This is a genomic window from Phascolarctobacterium sp. Marseille-Q4147 (assembly GCF_017968825.1).
In the GTDB taxonomy this organism is placed as follows: Bacteria; Bacillota; Negativicutes; order Acidaminococcales; family Acidaminococcaceae; genus Phascolarctobacterium_A.
The window spans coordinates 271,473-287,608 of the sequence record NZ_CP072874.1 but is presented as its reverse complement, the minus strand read 5'-3'; the positions used below and the strand labels follow the sequence as shown (position 1 = coordinate 287,608).

Annotated in this window: 17 protein-coding genes; all 17 read left to right on the top strand. The window is 47.0% G+C overall.

The window, feature by feature from the left end; all coding sequences use genetic code 11:
* Positions 1–95 precede the first annotated feature (95 nt).
* The 17 genes from KAH19_RS01230 (at position 96) to KAH19_RS01150 (ending at position 15,995) form a co-directional block, all read left to right on the top strand.
* Positions 96–1,358, top strand: a complete 1,263-nt coding sequence (locus KAH19_RS01230) for an N-acetylmuramoyl-L-alanine amidase (RefSeq protein WP_210684794.1) — start codon at positions 96–98, stop codon at positions 1,356–1,358.
* Positions 1,359–1,374: 16 nt separating this feature from the next.
* Positions 1,375–1,911, top strand: a complete 537-nt coding sequence (locus tag KAH19_RS01225; protein WP_210684793.1) for a GerMN domain-containing protein — start codon at positions 1,375–1,377, stop codon at positions 1,909–1,911.
* 95 nt (positions 1,912–2,006) lie between these two features.
* Positions 2,007–2,480, top strand: coding sequence for a tRNA (adenosine(37)-N6)-threonylcarbamoyltransferase complex ATPase subunit type 1 TsaE (gene tsaE / locus KAH19_RS01220; protein WP_210684792.1), 474 nt, complete (start codon positions 2,007–2,009; stop codon positions 2,478–2,480).
* On the top strand, positions 2,461–3,156 hold the full coding sequence (gene tsaB / locus KAH19_RS01215) for a tRNA (adenosine(37)-N6)-threonylcarbamoyltransferase complex dimerization subunit type 1 TsaB (RefSeq protein ID WP_210684791.1): 696 nt from the start codon (positions 2,461–2,463) through the stop codon (positions 3,154–3,156). Before tsaE ends, tsaB begins: the two co-directional genes overlap by 20 nt.
* On the top strand, positions 3,129–3,605 hold the full coding sequence (gene rimI / locus KAH19_RS01210) for a ribosomal protein S18-alanine N-acetyltransferase (protein WP_210684790.1): 477 nt from the start codon (positions 3,129–3,131) through the stop codon (positions 3,603–3,605). The genes tsaB and rimI overlap by 28 nt, the downstream gene beginning before the upstream one ends.
* The gene (gene tsaD / locus KAH19_RS01205) at positions 3,598–4,620 is read left to right on the top strand and encodes a tRNA (adenosine(37)-N6)-threonylcarbamoyltransferase complex transferase subunit TsaD (RefSeq protein ID WP_210684789.1); all 1,023 of its coding nucleotides are present in this window, start codon (positions 3,598–3,600) and stop codon (positions 4,618–4,620) included. Before rimI ends, tsaD begins: the two co-directional genes overlap by 8 nt.
* 168 nt (positions 4,621–4,788) lie before the next feature.
* The gene (locus tag KAH19_RS01200; RefSeq protein WP_210684788.1) at positions 4,789–6,177 is read left to right on the top strand and encodes a sensor histidine kinase; all 1,389 of its coding nucleotides are present in this window, start codon (positions 4,789–4,791) and stop codon (positions 6,175–6,177) included.
* Positions 6,171–6,758, top strand: a complete 588-nt coding sequence (locus KAH19_RS01195) for an ANTAR domain-containing response regulator (RefSeq protein ID WP_210684787.1) — start codon at positions 6,171–6,173, stop codon at positions 6,756–6,758. The genes KAH19_RS01200 and KAH19_RS01195 overlap by 7 nt, the downstream gene beginning before the upstream one ends.
* Before the next feature lie 269 nt (positions 6,759–7,027).
* Positions 7,028–7,318: a co-chaperone GroES gene (groES, locus tag KAH19_RS01190; RefSeq protein ID WP_210684786.1), complete on the top strand. Its 291-nt coding sequence runs from the start codon at positions 7,028–7,030 to the stop codon at positions 7,316–7,318.
* Between the two features lie 51 nt (positions 7,319–7,369).
* On the top strand, positions 7,370–9,001 hold the full coding sequence (gene groL / locus KAH19_RS01185) for a chaperonin GroEL (protein ID WP_009145698.1): 1,632 nt from the start codon (positions 7,370–7,372) through the stop codon (positions 8,999–9,001).
* Positions 9,002–9,211: 210 nt separating this feature from the next.
* Positions 9,212–9,778 (top strand): chromate transporter, encoded by a 567-nt coding sequence (locus KAH19_RS01180; protein WP_246869385.1) that lies wholly within the window; start codon positions 9,212–9,214, stop codon positions 9,776–9,778.
* 12 nt (positions 9,779–9,790) lie between these two features.
* Positions 9,791–10,360: a chromate transporter gene (locus KAH19_RS01175; protein WP_210684785.1), complete on the top strand. Its 570-nt coding sequence runs from the start codon at positions 9,791–9,793 to the stop codon at positions 10,358–10,360.
* A gap of 181 nt (positions 10,361–10,541) precedes the next feature.
* A complete protein-coding gene (bioB, locus tag KAH19_RS01170) occupies positions 10,542–11,531 on the top strand; it encodes a biotin synthase BioB (RefSeq protein ID WP_210684784.1) in 990 nt (329 codons plus the stop codon).
* 323 nt (positions 11,532–11,854) lie between these two features.
* Positions 11,855–12,715: an RNase adapter RapZ gene (rapZ, locus tag KAH19_RS01165; protein ID WP_210684783.1), complete on the top strand. Its 861-nt coding sequence runs from the start codon at positions 11,855–11,857 to the stop codon at positions 12,713–12,715.
* Between the two features lie 12 nt (positions 12,716–12,727).
* Positions 12,728–14,089, top strand: a complete 1,362-nt coding sequence (yvcK, locus tag KAH19_RS01160; RefSeq protein ID WP_210684782.1) for a YvcK family protein — start codon at positions 12,728–12,730, stop codon at positions 14,087–14,089.
* A 104-nt stretch (positions 14,090–14,193) separates the two neighbouring features.
* The gene (gene whiA, locus KAH19_RS01155) at positions 14,194–15,132 is read left to right on the top strand and encodes a DNA-binding protein WhiA (RefSeq protein ID WP_246869384.1); all 939 of its coding nucleotides are present in this window, start codon (positions 14,194–14,196) and stop codon (positions 15,130–15,132) included.
* On the top strand, positions 15,129–15,995 hold the full coding sequence (locus KAH19_RS01150; RefSeq protein WP_210684780.1) for a polysaccharide deacetylase family protein: 867 nt from the start codon (positions 15,129–15,131) through the stop codon (positions 15,993–15,995). The genes whiA and KAH19_RS01150 overlap by 4 nt, the downstream gene beginning before the upstream one ends.
* The last annotated feature ends 141 nt before the right edge of the window (positions 15,996–16,136 follow it).

Genomic DNA, 16,136 nt, shown 5'->3' with positions numbered 1-16,136 from the left:
GGTAATTTTGTTTACAGACTTCTGTAATTAGTGTTAAAATAAATTGTTGAAGTAAAATCTTCGGTAAGAGTGTGTAAGTTTGCGAGGTGGAACTATTGCGCAAGATTTTCCTGCTGACGCTGCTGGCCTGCTGTATGCTTTTAGACGCGGTTGCTCAGGCGGCGCAGATAACAGATGTAAAATGGGGTGTCAATAAAGCAGACGTTCTGCGTATTGTTGTTGATGTAACGGATACTGCAGGCTATGCTGTTGATATGGAAGGCGATACGCTGAATCTGACGGTGAATGCTGATAAGGGAGCGCAGGTGCCGCATAGTAAGGCTGTAAAAAGCTCTTTGGCTGATTTCTTGAAAATTGTGGATAAAGGCAGCTATACGGTGGTGCGTGTACCGCTGAAACAGCGCCTGCTGGAAAAAAGCTATAAGGCTTTCGTCTTAAAGAAGGATCCTGCAACAGGCCGTCCCTTCCGTGTAGTGCTTGATGTTACGCCGCGCCAGGCTTCCTACAGCGGTTCCGGTGCTGCAACCACCGTTGTAAGCAACAGACCGGTAGTAAGCAACCGTCCGACAAAGACTAACAGCAGTATCAAGAAAAATACCGTTATAAAAACAAGTACCGCAGCGGATAAGAAAGCGGACAAAAAGAAGAGCAGCAGTAAAAAGAAAAACGATAATAAGAAAAATACTGCAGCTGCCAAAACAGAAACAACAGTAAATAAACCGGTCAATAAATCTGATGCTGATAAGCTTGCTGTAATCAAAGGAAACGGCAGGTTCCGCACAAGCGGCGGCCTTGACGGTAAAATTATTACCTTAGATGCAGGCCATGGCGGCAGCGATCCGGGCGCTATCGGCAGTGATGGTACCAAAGAAAAAAATATCACCTTGGCTATTACAAAAATAGTTAAGGAAATTCTGGAAGATAAGGGTGCCAAGGTTTATATGACGCGTACTACCGATGTTGATGTATTCGGACCTAATGCCAGTGATGCAGAGGAACTGCAGGCACGTGTAAACGTAGGCGAAAAATATAATTCGGATATGTTCGTCAGCCTGCATATTAATTCTTCGGTCAATAAAAATGTTGGTGGTTTTTCTACATACTACTATCCGAAAACCGATAATGATTTGCGCTTAGCCAAAAATATCCAAAATAAGCTGGCTGCTAATTTTGGTGTAGATGATTTGGGTGTACGTCAGGCAAACTTTTATGTTATCAAGCGTATCAGTATGCCGGCAGTTTTGGTAGAAATGTGCTTTATCAGCAATGAAAAGGAGCTGACCTTGATGAAGGGACAATGGTTCCAGAAGAAGACAGCTCGTCTGATTGCTGAAGGCATTGAAAAATATTTTGCATAATACGGAGGCGGCAAGAATGAGAAAGCTAATTTTATTGATGCTGCTTTTGTGTGCAGTAATAGCAAGCGGTTGCAGTGAAAATGTTCCGCCGAAAGAGGATGCTAAGAATGCGGTAACTGCTGCAGTGCAGGAAAAAAAGGATATCAGCTTTATTGTTTATCGTGCAGCTTCCGATGGCAGCGAAAAGCTGTTACCGGAAAAAATTACGATGAAGGATAACGGCAAAAGTTTGCCGGAAAATGCTTTGATTGCTTTGGTGACTACTAAACCGCAGGACGCGAAGATGGATGATGTTGTACCTATCGGTACTAAGGTGCGCAGTCTTAAAATTGAGCAGGACGGCACTGCCTATGCTGATTTTACGCGCGAGCTGGCAAAGAAGGGACAAGGATCCTATGGTGAGATGATGCTTTGCTACGCTATTACCAATACCTTGACAGAGTTTCCGGAAATTAAACGGGTACAGATTCTGATAGAAGGTAAAAAGGCTATTACCTTGAGTGGTCATATGGATATTGAGGATCCGCTGACGCGTAATACAACTTTATTGTAAAAAACAAAGAAGCGGTACTGGTAAGTCTGGTGCCGCTTTTTCAAATTATTGATTACTATGGCAAGTGTTTTTGCCAAATGTGAGGAGAGTTGGTTATGGAAATTTATTTGCAGGACAGCGCTGCAACAGAAGCCTTGGGAAGACTTTTGGGCAAGCATGCGGCAAGCGGTGACGTTTTCTGCCTGAGCGGTGACCTGGGCGCAGGCAAAACACTGCTCAGCCGTGGTGTTGCTGTGGCCTTGGGAGCAGCTGCGGAGGATGTCAACAGTCCTACCTTTGCTATCATGAATGTTTATCAGGGGCGTGAGCTGGAAATAAGGCATTTTGATTTATATCGCCTCAACCGTCCGGAGGAGCTGGAGGACATCGGCTTTGAGGAATATGCCGGAGGCGATGGTGTAACACTGATTGAATGGGCTGAGCTGTTTAAGGAGGAGCTGCCGGAGGAATATCTGCAGATTACTTTGCTGCATGATGGTGAAGGCCGTCGTGCTGTGCTGCAGGCTCAGGGTGAAAGATATGAAAAACTGCTGCGGGAGGTAGAAGAAGATGCTGACTTTGGCAATTGATACGGCCACTAAGGTGTGCACGATTGCATTATGCCGTGATAAGGAAATTTTAGCTGAATATACGATTAATATGGGGATGACACATAGTGAAGGACTGCTGCCGCAATTAGACCAGCTGCTGCAGCGTACCGGTGTACAAAAGCAGGACATCGAGCTTTTGGCTGTCAGCATGGGACCCGGTTCTTTTACCGGTTTGCGTATCGGTCTGGCAACTGCGGAAGCTATGGCCTACAGCTGGCAGTGCTGTCTGCACGGAGTTGATACTTTAAAGGCTATGGCTTATAATATTCAGCTTGAAGGCAGGGTGCTGTCACCGGTGCTGGATGCGCAAAAGGGCAATTTTTATCAGGCCTTATATGAATGGCGCAACGGTGAGCTTGTAGAGCTTGCACCTGTTGAGGTTGTCAGTGCGGAAAAAGCATTAGAAAGAATTGCGTTGCATGGAACCCCTGCGTTGCTTTTGGGCGAGTGCACCAAGCTCGCAAAAAACGGTCTGCCTGATTTTATCAGCGTGGCACCCGAAGCATTGCGTATGCCTAAAGGCAGCTCTGTTGCTTTGGCTGCCTTGGCAGAATTTGATGCAGAAAACGATAAGAAAATTTTTGGCCTGGAGCCATACTATATCAGAAGATCGGAGGCTGAGGAATTGTGGGAGAAGAAGCACAAGCAACAATAAGCTTCAGAGCAATGACGGAAGCGGATATTCCGGCTTTGGTTGGCATAGAGGCACAATCCTTTTATGATGCCTGGAATGAAAATATGCTGCGTAATGAAATAGCCAACGAGCTGACTACCTATCTGGTAATGGAATGTGCCGGCAAGCTTGTCGGTTATGCAGGCTTCTGGCTGGTGGCAGGCGAAGCGCAGATTACCCGTGTGGCTGTTGCCGATGAAGAACGCGGCCAGGGCTATGGTACGCGCCTGACGGCAGCCTTAGTAAACAAGGCCTGGGAGCTTGGCGCTACGGCTATGACGCTGGAGGTGCGCGAGGGAAATATTGCCGCGCAGAAGGTTTATCTGACCTGTGGCTTTGCCAGCGAAGGCATTCGTCCGAATTATTACGAAGACAATCATGAAAATGCAGTTATAATGTGGCTGTATAAAGAAGGAGCAGGCCATGAATAAAGAGCAGAAGGATGTATATATTTTAGGTATTGAAAGCAGCTGTGATGAAACTGCGGCTGCCGTAGTAAAGAACGGGCGTGAGGTACTGAGCAACATTATCTCCTCCCAAATCGTTATTCACCGCAAATTCGGCGGTGTTGTGCCGGAAATTGCTTCGCGTAAGCATATCGAGAATATTATGCCTGTTATTGACGAGGCTTTGTCTCAGGCTGGCGTCGGCATGGAGCAGATAGATGCTGTTGCCGTTACCTACGGACCTGGTCTTGTAGGCGCGCTGCTGGTCGGTCTTTCGGCTGCCAAGGCGCTGGCCTGGGCAACGGATAAACCGTTGATAGGTGTCAACCATCTTGAAGGCCATGTATTTGCCAACTTTTTGGCAGACAGCGAACTGAAGCCGCCGTTCATGGCGCTGGTTGTCAGCGGCGGACACACGGCATTGCTGAAGGTTACCGGCTACAACAGCTTTGAGCTTTTGGGGCAAACACGTGATGACGCAGCAGGTGAAGCCTTCGATAAGATTGCCCGCGTTATGGGATTGCCTTATCCCGGCGGTCCGGAAATTGAGCGCTTGGCATTGGGCGGCAATGACCATGCTATTGATTTTCCGGTAGCACGTCTGGATAAGCCTTACGAATTCAGCTTCAGCGGTCTGAAATCCGCCGTAATCAATTATCTGCATAATCAGCAGCAGGCAGGCCGTGAGGTGAACCGCAGCGATGTTGCGGCCTCCTTCCAGCGTGCGGTTGTTGATGCATTGGTTAAGGAAGCGGTGCATGCAATGCAGCATACAGGCTACAATAAAATTGTGCTGGCCGGCGGCGTTTCTGCCAATAAAACTTTGCAAAACACACTGGCAAAGGCTATGGAGGAGATTGGTGCCCAGCTGGTGCATCCGACGCCGATTTTGTGTACCGATAATGCTGTAATGATTGCCTGCCGTGGTTATTTTATGTATCAGGCCGGTAGCTTCAGTCCATTGGACTTGAACGCTAATCCATCATTGAAATTAGGCTAAACAAGTGTCTTTTATAGTGCATAAGCCTGTGGATATTGTGGATAAACGGGCAATATCCACATATAAGCGCATTAATGTTGTGGAAAAGCTTGTGGATATAGTGGATAAAATAGTGGATTAATCAGAAAAAGCTGTGGAAAGGACAACAGCAGGAAGAAGAGGGGAAACATGCTGAGCAATTTAACAGCAGAACAAAGAAACAGTTTACAAGCTATGCCACAGGTGCTCGGCTTGGCAGCAGATATAGCGCATGCTGCTGTGACGATTTATCTGCCGGGAGAAAATAAAAAGTTTTTAAATGTTTATAAGCAGGAACAGCCGATGACTCAGGTTGGCAATGTGCGTCCTGATATGACAGGGCGACGTGTGCGTGCGGTTGAAGAGCCGCTTGTTGCGCGTGTGCTGCAGAAAAACGTGCCTGTTAACGGCAAGCGTGAATGGGCTTTGGGCATGTTCAACAGTCTGAAGGTTTTTCCGCTGCGTGACAGCCGCGGACATTGCTACGGTGCCGTCAGCTTTGAAAGTGCTGCTCCCGATGATATTATTATTGCTCAGTCGTTGGAGCTTTTGTGTAATCTGCGGCAGGATGTCAGCAATAACAGCAATTATCGGCGACTGCTGCCTTCTGACGGCATTATGGTAGTAGATGCCAACAGAGTGATTGTTGCTGCCAACAATCGTGCGCGTCATATGTTTGATGTTATGGATATTTCTCATCTTGTCGGCTGCCGTACCAATGATGTTGCTATCAACTGGCCGTTGGTCGGTATGGTTATGGAAACAGGCACGGCGGAAAGCAAGGAATTTACGATGCATGGCATTTTGCTTTCCATACGTATTCTGCCGGTAATTCCCAGGCCTAAGGCCGGTTGTGCTATTGTCATTTTGCAAGATATTACCGAGCTGCGCAAAAAGGATGAGGAGCTGCTGATAAAATCTGTGGTAATTAAAGAGATTCATCACCGTGTAAAGAACAATTTGCAGACCATCGCCAGTCTGTTGCGCCTGCAGGAGCGTCGCGCGCAGTGTGACGAAACCAAAATAGTTTTGCGTGACTGCGTCAACAGAGTCAACAGCATTGCTATTGTGCATGAGTATCTTTCGCAGCAGGATACCGGTCTGATTGATGTCGGTAAGGTGGCTAAGGGAATTTATCAGGCAATTATCAGCAGTATGCTGCATCCGGAATTTATCCTGCATGCCGATTTTAAAGCAGATCCTGTACAGCTGCCGTCTGATAAGGCAACAAGCATCGCTTTGATTCTCAACGAATTATTGCAGAATACTATAGAACATGCTTACGAAGGACGCATGAGTGGCAGCCTTAATGTGCGCTTTGCGGAAGAAAGCAAGCGTTATGTTTTATCGATTGTCGATGACGGTGTAGGTCTTCCGGAAGGATTTTCTTTAAACAGCAGCCGTCAAAGCTTAGGATTGAAAATTATCAAGACTATGGCGGAAGCAGACCTGCAGGGGAGCTTTAGCTTGGCGAATCGTGATGATGGCGGTACACTTGCTTTAGTAACAATTCCAAAGGGGGGGACTGGAAGATGTTAAATAAACTGAGAATATTATTGGCAGATGACGAAGCTATTTTGCGTCTTGATTTGCGCGAAATGCTGGCGGATGCCGGTCATGAAATAGTAGGCGAGGCAGCCAACGGACAGGAGGCAGTAAAGCTTGCTGCGGAATTGAAGCCTGATTTTATTATTATGGATGTTAAAATGCCGATTATGGACGGCATTACGGCGGCAAAAATTATTGCTGCCGATAATATTGCGCCGGTATTGCTGCTTACAGCTTACAGTCAGCAGGATATTGTTGAGCAGGCATCGGATGCAGGCGTTATTGCTTATCTGGTTAAGCCTGTACGTGAGGAACAGCTTTTCCCGGCGATGGAGATTGCGGCCAAACGCTTTCAGGAAATGCATAAGCTTAATTTGGAGCTTGATAAGCTGAAGGAAAGCCTGGAGAACCGCAAGCTGCTGGACCGTGCCAAGGGTATCCTGATGGCAGCGCACGGAATGACCGAGCAGGAAGCATATCGTAAGATGCAGCAGTTCAGTATGGCAAAACGCATCAGCTTAAAGGAGCTGGCGGAAAGCATTATTGCAGCTGCGGCCAAAAGACAACAATGAACTGAAAGGGCAGTGGAAACTGCTCTTTTTTTTGTGCCCAAGCAAAAAAATGGGCCTGCGAAGCAAAAAAACAAGGCGCTGAAGCCGATTTTTGAGGGCGTGAAGAAGAATTTGCGACAAATTTGTAAAAAACAGTGAAAAAGTACTTGCAATTTTTCCTAATATGGATATAATAAGAATTGTGGTTAGCACTCAGAGTAAATGAGTGCTAATAACCAAGAAGCAAATTACTCTCACGTAAGTAAGAATACTCGAAAGGGGTTATAAAAATGTTAAAACCATTAGCTGATCACGTAATTGTAGAGGTTGTAGAAGTAGAAGAAAAAACTGCCAGCGGCATTTTCCTGCCGGATACTGCAGTAAAAGAAAAACCGCAACAGGGCAAGGTTCTGGCTGTAGGCAGAGGCAAATACAGCGACAACGGCACTCTGATTAAACCTGAAGTAAAAGTTGGCGATGAAGTTATCTTCGCAAAATACAGCGGTACTCCTGTTAAACATCAAGGTAAGGATTACCTGATTCTCAGCGAACGCGATATCTTAGCTACAATTGAGAAGTAACATAAAAACTGTAATTAATTTGTAATTGAATTTTCAAAGGAGCGATATAAAATGGCTAAACAAATTCTGTTTAATGAAGAAGCTCGTCGTAGCCTGGAGCGTGGCGTAAATGCTCTGGCTGACGCTGTAAAAGTAACCCTCGGTCCTAAAGGCCGTAACGTTGTACTGGAAAAGAAATTCGGCGCACCGACCATCACCAATGACGGTGTAACCATTGCCCGCGACATCGAACTGGAAGATCCGTTTGAAAACATGGGCGCACAGCTGGTTAAAGAAGTATCCATCAAAACCAACGATGTTGCCGGCGACGGCACCACCACTGCTACCGTTCTGGCACAGGCTATGATTAACGAAGGCATGCGCAACGTTGCTGCCGGCGCTAACCCGATGGTTCTGAAAAAAGGTATCAAAAAAGCAGTTGACGTACTGGTTGACGAACTGAAAAATGTTTCCCAAAAGGTTGAAACCAAGGCTGCAAAAGCACAAGTTGCTTCCATCTCCGCAGCTGATGATGAAATCGGTAACCTGATTGCCGACGCTATGGAAAAAGTTGGCGACGACGGTGTTATCACTGTTGAAGAATCCAAGACCATGGAAACTCATCTGGAAACTGTTGAAGGCATGCAGTTCGACCGTGGCTACATTTCCCCGTATATGGCAACCGATGCTGATAAAATGGAAGCTGTACTGAGCAATCCGTATGTATTCATTACTGATAGAAAAATCACCATGATTGCCGACATTATGCCGGTTCTGGAAAAAGTTGTTCAAAACGGCGGCGAACTCTTAATCATCGCTGAAGATGTTGAAGGCGAAGCACTGGCAACCCTGGTTGTTAACAAACTGCGTGGCACCTTCAAGGCTGTTGCTGTTAAAGCTCCTGGCTTCGGCGACCGTCGTAAAGCAATGCTGCAGGATATCGCTACTCTGACCGGTGCAACCGTTATCAGTGAAGAAGTTGGCCGTAAACTGGACAGCGCAAGCATGGCAGACCTTGGCCGCGCAGGTCAGGTTCGTGTAACCAAAGAATTGACTACTATCGTTGATGGCCTGGGTGATAAAGATGCTATTGCTGCACGTGTTGCTCAAATCCGTGCACAAATTCCGGAAACCACTTCTGATTTCGATAAAGAAAAACTGCAAGAACGTCTGGCTAAACTGGCCGGTGGCGTAGCTGTTATCAAAGTCGGCGCTGCTACCGAAGTTGAGCTGAAAGATAAAAAACTGCGCATTGAAGATGCTCTGAACGCTACCCGCGCTGCTGTTGCTGAAGGCATTGTTGCCGGCGGCGGTACTGCTCTGCTGCAAGTACAGCCTGCTCTGGCAAAAATCAAAGCTACCGGCGATGAGAAGACCGGCGTAGAAATCGTTAAACGCGCTATTGAAGAGCCTGTTCGTCAAATCGCTTACAACGCTGGTCTGGAAGGCGCTGTTATCGTTGATACCATTAAACGCAGCCGCAAGGGCTATGGCTTCAATGCTCTGACCGAAGAGTATGTTGACATGATCGAAGCAGGTATCGTTGACCCGACTAAGGTTACCAGAAGCGCACTGCAAAATGCTGCAAGCATCGCTTCTATGGTTCTGACCACTGAATCCATCGTAGCTGACAAACCTGCTAAGGAAGGCGCTGCTATGCCGGCAATGCCTCCGATGGGCGGCGGCATGCCCGGTATGATGTAAGCTGCAGACCGGATGTCAAAACTGTATAATATAGCTTGAGTAGGCTATAGATAGCACACCATGTTACTGATTTGGTAGCAGGGTGTGCTTTTTTGTTACAAAAAAGCTGATGTGAAAAATTTTCTAGGTATTAGTGTAGTCTAATTATGTTTTTTTGCTGGCAAATATGCTATAATAATTTCATTCTATAGACAGAAGGAGCTGTTGATAATGGGTGAAGCTGCAGCCGAAAAAGATTTTTACTGGAAGCTGTTTAAATCGACCTTTATAATTAGTGCCTTTACTATCGGCGGTGGTTTTGTAATCATTCCGCTGTTGAAGGCCAAATTTGTTGATGAGTATAAATGGATGGATGATAAGGAAGCACTGAACCTTGTGGCGATTGCGCAGTCTGCGCCGGGTGTTGTGGCAGCCAATGCGGCAATCAGCATGGGCTACAAGCTTGGCGGTATCCGCGGTACGCTTACTGCTTTGCTGGCAACTATTCTGCCGCCGCTGATTACCCTGAGCGTTATTTCCTATGCTTATGATGCCTTTGCGCATAACCAGTATATTCAGCTGGTTTTGAAGGGCATGCAGTGCGGTGCGACGGCTATTATTATTAACGTTGCAATCGACCTGCTCAAAAAAGAGCTGAAGAAAAAATTTGCACTGCCGCTTTTGATTATTGTCGGTACCTTTATTGCCAATTATTTCTTTAATGTAAATCTGATGTATGCAGTCGTTGTGGATGCTATTATCGGCTTCTTCCTGCTGCGTGACAAAAAGTACGCGTAAGGAGGTAGCGAGATGTATATTTATTGGGAGCTTTTCTGGAGCTTTGTCAAGGTTGGTGCCTTTTGCGTCGGCGGCGGTTATGCTTCTATGCCGTTGATTCAGGCGGAGGTTATTGAAAATCATGCATGGATGACTATGCCGCAGTTTATTGATATTTTTACTATTTCGCAGATGACACCGGGTCCAATCGGTATCAATGCAGCGACGTTCGTCGGTACAAAGGTTGCAGGCTTGCCCGGTGCTATTGCTGCAACTGTGGGTTTTGTTTTTCCGTCGGTGTTCATTGTACTGGCACTCGCAAAATTATTCTTTAAATATGGCGATATCGGTCCGATTCGCGGTATTCTGAACGGTCTGCGTCCTGCGGTTGTGGCACTCATCTGCTCTGCCGGATTGAGCTTTGTAATGCTGGCGCTGTGGAATACGGAAACACTGCCGAAGGATTTTACCAAGGTGGATTTGCTTGGCTGCATTGTGCTGCCGATTTCTCTGTGGTGTATCCGTCATAAGATGAGTGTTATCCGTACCCTGTGCGTGAGCGGTGTTTTGGGCTTGATTTTGGGTATCGCGGGTATTCGCTGATATTTACTGTAATAGCGCGCTGCGCTGTGAGCTTTGGCTCGCGGCATGGCGTGCTTTTTGTTATATTGAAGTTAACTTCTGCAAATTAACGGTTGACGCAAGCGGAATTCTGCTATATAATAGATACAGTTAACCAACGAATAGCGTCGGTTAACTACTAAGGTTAGGGATGTGAATTACAATGCAAAAGATTATTGCACTGGCCGAGAAGGTTTTGAACGGTCAGGCTATTACTAAAGAAGAAGCTGAATTTTTGATTAACGTGAGCGATGATGACACCATGCTGCTTTTGGCCATGGCTGACAAGATTCGCCAAAAATATGCCGGCGATGCTGTTGACTGCTGTGCAATCATCAACGGCCGTAGCGGTAAATGCAGCGAGAACTGCAAGTTCTGCGCACAATCCGCACATTATCATACCGGTGTTAAGGAATACGGCCTGCTGAGCGAAGAGGAAATCTTCAATGCAGCTAAAAAAGCTAAGGAAGCAGGCGCTGTACGCTTCTCCATCGTTACCAGCGGTCGCGGACAGAGCAAGGCCGATGACTTTGAAAATATCTGCCGTACCCTGAAACGTATTAAAGAAGAACTGCACATTGAAGTTTGCGCTTCTTTGGGCATTTTGACTGTAGAGCAGGCAAAAGAGCTGCGCAAAGCCGGTGTAACCCGCTATCATTCCAATCTGGAAACCGCAGGCAGCAATTTCCCGAATATCTGCACTACTCATACCTATGCTGATAAATTTGTTACCATCAAAAATGCACAGGCTGCCGGCCTGCGGGTTTGTAGCGGTGGCATTTTAGGACTTGGCGAAACACGTGAGCAGCGTGTAGAATGGGCCTTCACTCTGAAGGAGCTTGGTATTGACAGTGTACCTCTGAATATGCTGACTCCGATTCCGGGCACTCCGTTTGAAAACAACAAACCGCTGCCGCCGCTGGAAATTCTGCGTGCGTTCGCTGTTTTCCGTTTTGTTCTGCCGAAGGCACAAATCCGTACCGCAGGCGGTCGCGAAGTAAACCTGCGTGACCTGCAGGCACTGGCACTCAATGGCGGTGCAAGCGGCATTATGATTGGTGGTTACTTGACTACTGCCGGCCGTGGTACTGATCGCGATATGCAGATGCTCAAGGATCTTGACCGTCCGCGCAGCGTGCCGAATCTTGATTAATTAGTTTTCCATGAATTTTTAATACAAATCTTACACCTTAAAATCTCAAAAAGATAAGCAGACTGGAGTTGCGACCAGTCTGCTTATTTTTTTATGCGTGCGTGATAACGCACCGTCTTACGCATCACCATTCCCTCGACGTATGAGAAATACGCCGTCGGGATTGCTTCTTTGAATCCGGCACGTTCTGACGCACGCATTTATTCGATAACGCACCATCTTCTGCATCATCAATCCATCATTTATTTGCGGACGCACTGCCCTCTACGGCAAATTTTATGATATAATATAATTTACTAATGACTTTCAAGAGGTGAAGCAAAATGCAGTCACACTTTCTTATTATTACCGGTATGTCCGGTGCAGGCAAAACGCAGGTTGTGCGTACCCTGGAGGATTTAAATTTCTTTTGCATTGACAATTTGCCGGCAACCTTGATTCCTAAGTTTGCGGAGCTTTGCCGTCAGACCTCGGAGGACAAGGTAGCTCTTGTTGTTGATATCCGTGGCGGACGCTTTTTTGATAAGCTGCTGCAGGTTTTGGATGAGATGGAGGCCAGCGGCCAAAAATATGAGCTGCTGTTTTTGGATGCTTCCGATGCGACACTGGTGCGCCGTTACAAGGAAACGCGTCGTCGTCATCCCTTGGGTGAGCGCAATACCTTGCTGAAGAATATTACTTGTGAGCGTGAATTGCTTGATCCGCTGCGCGAAAAGGCTACGCATATTATTGATACCTCAACGCTGACTACGGCACAGCTGAAGGCTAAGGTAACGGAAATGTTTGGCGAGGGCTCTTCTAAAGAGCGTATGGGCATTGTTGTGCGTTCGTTCGGCTTCAAGCATGGCCTGCCGCTGGACAGTGACTTGGTGCTTGATGTACGCTTTTTGCCGAATCCGTTTTATGTGGAGGAGCTGCGCAATATGACTGGCAACGACCGCCCGGTAGCGGATTTTATCTGCCGCTATCCGCAGACCTTCCAGTATCTTAAGCTGGAGGAGCAGCTGCTTGATTTTCTTGTACCGCAATATATTAACGAAGGCAAGGCACAGCTTGTTATCAGCGTAGGCTGCACAGGCGGACAGCACCGCAGCGTTTTTATTGCCAATAAATTGTACGAATATCTGCGTGAAAAGGGTTACAGCGTTGATGTGACGCATCGTGATATTCCTCACAGAAAGTAAGGGAGGAGCCTAATGGGTTGGATTAGTTGGCTGTGTCCCGGCATTAATTTGAAGCGCTGGCTGCTGCTTTTTGCGGTAGGTGTACTTTTATGTGCTTTGGGACTGGCTTTGTTTTTTAATTATCAGCTGATGGGCAAGGCAGAAGAACTGCTTTTCCAGATGACCTATCTGACAACAGGACGCTATTCAAACGGCCTGATTATGACGATGGGCGTGGGCTTTCTTATCGTGGGCTTTGCTATTATGGTGTACGGAACACGCCGCTTAATCAGTTCGGTAGTATCTGTTGTAGTGCCCGACAAAAACGGTTCATTGATGGAAACGATTTTTATGCAGCGCAAGCTGACACGTGGCCCTGCCATTACCGTTGTCGGCGGCGGTACCGGTTTGTCGACGCTGCTGCGCGGCATGAAGTATATTACTAATAACTGTACGGCCGTAGTAACAACTGCTGATGACGGCGGTTCTTCCGGACGTTTGCGCAAGGAGCTGGGTATTATTCCGCCCGGTGATTTGCGTAACTGCCTAACGGCTCTGGCTGACCGCGAGCCATTGATGGAACGTTTGATGCAGTACCGCTTTCAGGGCGATTCCCCGCTTGCAGGGCATTGCTTCGGCAATCTGTTTATTGCGGCGATGGCACAGGCTGAAGGTGGCATGGAGGCCGGACTCAATGCTACGAGCCAGATTCTGAAGGTACGCGGCAGGGTTATTCCGTCTACGCTGGAGGATATCCGCCTGCAGGCACGGATGACTGACGGCAGCATTGTGACTGGCGAATCAGAGATTCCTAAGGTGCACAAGCATATTAAGAAGATGATGATGCTGCCGGCGGATGCACAGGCGGCAAACGGAGCTATCGATGCAATTTTAAACGCCGATGTACTTATTTTCGGACCGGGCAGCCTGTATACCAGTGTTATTCCTAACCTGTTGGTTGAGGGAATCCGTGATGCCGTTGTACGCTCGAAGGCAATCAAAATTTACATCTGCAATGTTATGACACAGCCCGGCGAAACCGACGGCTACGGTGCTTATGACCATGTACAGGCGTTGATTGACCATGTCGGTACACAGTTCTTGGATTACGCTATTGTCAATTCCCAGGATGTTACTTCGGAGCAGCTGCGTCAGTATGATGCTGAAGGCTCGCGTCCTATTACGCCGGATATTGATAAAATCCGCAGTCTGGGAATTACGGTTGTGCCGGCGCGCTTGATAAGCAAGGATGATCTGGTGCGTCATGATCCGCGTAAATTAGCGCGTGTACTTATTGCTTTGATTTATCGTCTGCGTCTTTTTGGGCGCGGTATGCAGTTTTTTGATTATTTCTTTATGCGTGCAGGCATGAAGAAGCTGTATAAACAGAAATAAAAACAGAAATAAAAACAGAAATAAAAACAGAAATAAAAACAGAAATAAAAACAGAAATAAAAACAGACGCTGCAGCCTTGTCGGCTGAGAAGGGAGGAGTCTGCTTGTCTTTTTCCAATGATGTAAAAAATGAATTATCTCGTATAGAAACTAACGATGCGACCGGTGACAAAGCAGAGCTGCTCGGTCTTTTGCGTATGAGCGGTGCAATTGTTATCCGCGGTATGAATATAGGTATCCACTTTTCTACAGAAAATGCTGCTTTGGCCAGACGTGTACTGCAGCTGTTGAAAAGCAATTATCAAGTGCAGACGGAGGTAGTTATTACCCGTTCACGCCGTTTGAAGAAGAATAACCGTTATCAGGTACATGTAGTGCCGGCGCCGCAGGTAAGCAAGGCGCTGAACGAGCTGCAGCTCTTAAGTGTAGAGGGCGATTTGAAAAATCCGCTGCTTTCGCATCACGAAGGCAAGCGTACCTTTTTGCGCGGAGCCTTTTTGGGCGGCGGCAGCATCAGCCGTCCGGCCAGCGATTACCATCTGGAGATGGTTACCGGCAACGAGAATTTTGCTCATACGATTATTAAGGTTATGCAGAGCTTTTCCTTGAAGGCCAAGCTGACCGACAGAAAAAACGAGTATATTGTTTATCTGAAGGATGGCGAAAGCATTATCAATTTCCTGAGTGTTATCGGTGCACATAATGCGATGATGGAGCTGGAAAATGTCCGCATTGTCAAGGAAATGCGCAACAATGTCAACAGAGCGGTAAATTGTGAAACTGCAAACCTGAACAAGGTGGTTAAGGCGGCTGTGCGTCAGGTAAGCTGTATCCATTATATTGATGAGCATATGGGCTTGAGCGAGCTGCCTCAGGGATTGCAGGATACGGCGCGTCTGCGTCTGCAGTATCCCGATGTATCGTTAAATGATTTGGTGGAATACTCCGGTGGCCTGGGTAAATCCGGCATAAATCATCGTTTGAAAAAGCTGCAGGATATTGCAGTAGGTTTAGGTATGGAATTGGAGAAAGCAGATAAATGATTAAGAAAGTATGCTTAGTATTCCTGGCGCTGGTTGTCGTACTTTTGGCGGCTGCAGGTGTTGCATGGAAGCTTAACGGTGAGCGTTGGCAGCAGGAATATGCGGCCTTTAGGAAAACCGGTGCACCGGTACTGATGTATCACGCTGTCGGTCCGGAAGAAGGCGCAGACTGGCCAAAAACGCTGATTATGAAGCCGGAGCTGTTTGAAGCACATTTGAAGTACCTGAAGGAGCAGGGCTACACGATTGTGACGGTAGCAGAGCTGGCAGAGCGTCTGCAGCAGGGAAAAAGTGTAGATAAGTACGTTGCCTTGAGCTTTGATGATGGCTATAAGAATAATCACAGTGTAGTCCTGCCGTTATTGCAGAAATATGATGCCAAAGGTTCTTTCTTTGTCATCAATAGGGACATCGGCGATGAGCTGCATATGAATGAGCAGGAAATCAAGGAGCTGATTGCTGCCGGCATGGAGCTTGGTTCGCATACCTACAGCCATAATCCGCTGGCTGCTATCGATGAAAAATATCTGGTATGGGAAACGGATACGTCGCGTTATTGGCTGAAGAAAAAATTTGACGGTTATATTGTGCGTACTTTGGCTTATCCTAACGGCAGCTATAACGACAGGGTTATTGCTGCAGCGAAAAAATACGGTTTTTACAGGGCGCTGACAGGTCACGTAGGTGTTAATACGGCGGCGACTTATCAAAAGGCACCTTTCGAAATGTACCGCGTAACCGTTGCCGATGACGGTAACGGACTTGAAGGCTTCAAGAAACGCCTGGAGCAGGCATATTTCTTCGGCTTTTTGCAGACCAAGGGCATTGATATCAATATTGTGCGCGACATATTTGTGCGGTAAGGAAAATTTAGGGAGACGGTTGTCTCCCTTTTCTTTTGCAAGCAATGTTAACCGTAAAAATAAAATAGGTTGACAATAAATAAAAACTGGCGTATCCTATAAACTATGAACTGTAACAGAGGTTACAGAAGCTTTGGAGGC

Excerpts from the sequence above, each read along its gene's own strand:
- groL (WP_009145698.1), top strand. The coding sequence starts at position 7,370 with ATGGCTAAACAAATTCTGTTTAATGAAGAAGCTCGTCGTAGCCTGGAG.
- yvcK (WP_210684782.1), top strand. The coding sequence starts at position 12,728 with ATGGGTTGGATTAGTTGGCTGTGTCCCGGCATTAATTTGAAGCGCTGG.
- KAH19_RS01225 (WP_210684793.1), top strand. The coding sequence starts at position 1,375 with ATGAGAAAGCTAATTTTATTGATGCTGCTTTTGTGTGCAGTAATAGCA.
- bioB (WP_210684784.1), top strand. The coding sequence starts at position 10,542 with ATGCAAAAGATTATTGCACTGGCCGAGAAGGTTTTGAACGGTCAGGCT.
- tsaE (WP_210684792.1), top strand. The coding sequence starts at position 2,007 with ATGGAAATTTATTTGCAGGACAGCGCTGCAACAGAAGCCTTGGGAAGA.
- KAH19_RS01195 (WP_210684787.1), top strand. The coding sequence starts at position 6,171 with ATGTTAAATAAACTGAGAATATTATTGGCAGATGACGAAGCTATTTTG.
- groES (WP_210684786.1), top strand. The coding sequence starts at position 7,028 with ATGTTAAAACCATTAGCTGATCACGTAATTGTAGAGGTTGTAGAAGTA.
- tsaB (WP_210684791.1), top strand. The coding sequence starts at position 2,461 with ATGCTGACTTTGGCAATTGATACGGCCACTAAGGTGTGCACGATTGCA.
- rapZ (WP_210684783.1), top strand. The coding sequence starts at position 11,855 with ATGCAGTCACACTTTCTTATTATTACCGGTATGTCCGGTGCAGGCAAA.
- KAH19_RS01180 (WP_246869385.1), top strand. The coding sequence starts at position 9,212 with ATGGGTGAAGCTGCAGCCGAAAAAGATTTTTACTGGAAGCTGTTTAAA.
- tsaD (WP_210684789.1), top strand. The coding sequence starts at position 3,598 with ATGAATAAAGAGCAGAAGGATGTATATATTTTAGGTATTGAAAGCAGC.
- KAH19_RS01200 (WP_210684788.1), top strand. The coding sequence starts at position 4,789 with ATGCTGAGCAATTTAACAGCAGAACAAAGAAACAGTTTACAAGCTATG.
- KAH19_RS01175 (WP_210684785.1), top strand. The coding sequence starts at position 9,791 with ATGTATATTTATTGGGAGCTTTTCTGGAGCTTTGTCAAGGTTGGTGCC.
- KAH19_RS01150 (WP_210684780.1), top strand. The coding sequence starts at position 15,129 with ATGATTAAGAAAGTATGCTTAGTATTCCTGGCGCTGGTTGTCGTACTT.